A 2725-nucleotide genomic window follows, 5' to 3' on the forward strand; every position below is an offset into this window, starting at 1 on the left:
CCAAGAGCGCTCGCGACATTCTGCAGAAGGTCATGCGCGCGAATCGCCGCTTAAGCTCCAAACAGAACGGAACACTACACTAGGCAGCGAGTTCGGCTGCCACCACATCACCATCCAGGCCGACCTGCGCCCGCGCACGCTGCGCGAGGCGATCCGGGTGCTGGAAGGCTGGCAGCGGCTGGCGGAGCAGGTGGCTTTCCCGGTGCTGCTGGAAACCCACCGCTACCGGCTGACCAACGACCTGCTGTTCACGCTGGATGTGCTGGAACAGCTGCCCGACCTCAAGCTGCTGGCCGACCTGTCGCACTACGTGGTGGCGCGCGAGCTGCCACTGCCGCCGGCAGCGGCGGATCAGCAGCAAATGCACACCATTCTGGGTCACAGCTGGGGCTTTCACGGCCGGGTGTCCAACGGCCACCAGGTGCAGGTGCCGCTGCGCTTTGCCCAGCACCAGCCTTGGCTGCAGCAGTTCCAGCACTGGTGGCGCTACGGCATGCACAGCTGGCGAGCGCGCGCGGCGGCGGGCGACACGCTGTCGTTCACCTGCGAGCTGGGGCCGGCGCCGTATGCCATCACTGGCGCCGACGGGCTGGACATCACCGATCGCTGGCAGGAGTCGCTGCAGCTAAAAACTATCGTCGAACAGTTGTGGCGGGAGGCCGGGGCGTAGCAGGGCAGGGTGTCATCGGCCTGCCGCAGCTCAATGATTTGTCGCCCTCTGGCCAAGGGGGCAGCTTGGCGCAGTCATAGAAACCGTACCATTACTCTACGTACAAAGAAATGCTGTTTTCTGATCTGAACGCAGTCATAAGCGAACCTACAAAACTGGGGTCGACTCAGCCAGCTTGTCGCGCTGTCGTCGTATGCCATGAAAGATGGCCTCAGCCACATCGGCTGGAAAATCTGACGGCAGACCTGCCTGTACCTCCTGCAAGACCTTGTCTGTGGTGTCGGCCAATTCGTTCAGCAGGTCATTGGCCCATGCTTCGGTCAAACCGCTGCTGCGCGCTTGCGCCAGCCAGTGGCGTGGCTGGATGCGATCAATCAAGTAGTGGTTGCTTTGCCCGCGTACGGCCATCGCGAGCTTGGCTTTTTGCGGCGCGAGTTTGCCGGTGCCATGGCCGATGATGGGGTGGGCGGACAGGATGTCGTATAGCGGTGTGGCACGGTAACGGCCACCCGGCAGATGGAACAGGCTGAAGTTCTTGGCGTGGCCGTCGGTGGCGGCCAGCAACCAGAACACGACCTGAGCCTTGAAGAACTGGCGGCGGTCGGCCTCGCTGCTCTCCGACCCGGCTAGAATGTCGAGGATGCGTGCGATGCCGGGGCCGCCGTCGCTCTGGTACTTGAGGTGGGGTGGTGTGCCCGTGGCTTGGCAGAGGTCTTCTTGCGGCAGGCGCATCAGCCAGCTGCCGTCAGCGGATAGCCGGCGATCAAAGCGTTCGACGACCAGCACTTTCTGCTGTTCAAAGCGGGCGATGTCGCAACGGGCCACCGACAAGCCGAATGCGGCCACCAGCCGTGCACACAGCCATTCGTTTTCGACCGAGCTGCGCATGTCAGCCTCCATGCCTCCTACCAGCCCCAGTGGCAGTTTGAAAATATGGGTGGTGGGCGTGCTGCCCAGTGGGCGTTCCCAGCGACCATCATGGTAGAGCAGGGCGGTTTTTTCTTGCGCCCCGGCGATGGACAGGCGCAAGTCGGTATCGATATCCATCTGGCTGGGCAAGCCTGGGCGTACAGTTTGACGCAGCAGTTTAGCGATGGCAGCTTCGTCCAGTGTCTCGCCGGTGATGCGCTGCAGGTGTTGCGGTGTTTCGCCCTCTGGCAGTAGTTGCAGCGCGCCCACACAGTCGCGTCCCAGCGCGGCCAGGAGAGTGAACGGCGCGCTATCGCTCAGTCGGTGGTGCTGTGCCAGACGGCGGCGGATGGCGTCGCTATCGGGGAGCAGGTTATCGAAGTAGGCACTGACCACTGCGCCACGATAAGCGGCATTGCCGGGTAAAAACGGTAGCGACAGTGACAGTGGCCGCGCCTGCGGGTGACTGGGCCAGCTGTCGTGGTAGCTGAAGGTTTCGCCGCTGCGGGTGAGTGCCCACTCGCCGACGAGCAGGCCGTTCATCCACACATTCAGCTGTTGCCGGTGACTTTTACGGCCCATCTCACCAAGCCTCGTCGCTGACTGCCGGCGGTTTGTCATCGCGGGTGTGGATCACCAGTTCGGCATCTAGCGCCCGCAACAGCTTGCTCAGCCGCTCAACACTGGCCGCAGCGGGCCTGGCTTCTAGTCGGGCATAACTTTGCTGGCTGATGCCAAGCCGCTCGGCCAGCTGAGTCTGGGTCAGTCCGGCGCGCTGGCGCAGGCTGCGCAACATGGCTGGCAATTGTTCCGGTGTGATGATGGGGTAGTACATGGTGCCAGGCTCCGCATTCGATTTGTCTTACATGTTAGGAGCTGTAAACAATAAATACAACACCCAAGTTGTATTTATTGTTTACAACATATAAGGTGTGGCGATTGTGGGTAGCTTGGGATGGGTTAAGGTCAAATCCCATTGGGAATACCTGCAAAAACGCAAAAAATCTGGTGACAGTTTTTGGCGAGGGCCTCCTTGATGCCATTACCGGCGTCTGCGACCAATTCTCGACTAAGTTGCTGTATTTAAAAGAGAGCGCGAGTTCAAAAAGTAAGTGCAACAGTCAATAGGTAAATCAATTCAGTGAC

Annotated in this window: 3 protein-coding genes; 1 reads left to right on the forward strand and 2 read right to left on the reverse strand. The window is 60.7% G+C overall.

The window, feature by feature from the left end; all coding sequences use genetic code 11:
- The coding region (locus tag IE083_RS15460; protein WP_229799797.1) for an IolE/MocC family protein at positions 1 to 670 on the forward strand (670 nt) is incomplete at its 5' end.
- 147 nt (positions 671 to 817) lie between these two features.
- Here IE083_RS15460 and IE083_RS15465 read toward each other — a convergent pair.
- Positions 818 to 2200: a type II toxin-antitoxin system HipA family toxin gene (locus IE083_RS15465; protein ID WP_373295196.1), complete on the reverse strand. Its 1383-nt coding sequence runs from the start codon at positions 2198 to 2200 to the stop codon at positions 818 to 820.
- Complete coding sequence (locus tag IE083_RS15470; protein ID WP_189354929.1) at positions 2163 to 2414, reverse strand: helix-turn-helix domain-containing protein; 252 nt, start codon at positions 2412 to 2414, stop codon at positions 2163 to 2165. The genes IE083_RS15465 and IE083_RS15470 overlap by 38 nt, the downstream gene beginning before the upstream one ends.
- Between the last annotated feature and the right edge of the window lie 311 nt (positions 2415 to 2725).

The organism is Vogesella fluminis, from assembly GCF_014652335.1.
In the GTDB taxonomy this organism is placed as follows: Bacteria; Pseudomonadota; Gammaproteobacteria; order Burkholderiales; family Chromobacteriaceae; genus Vogesella; species Vogesella fluminis.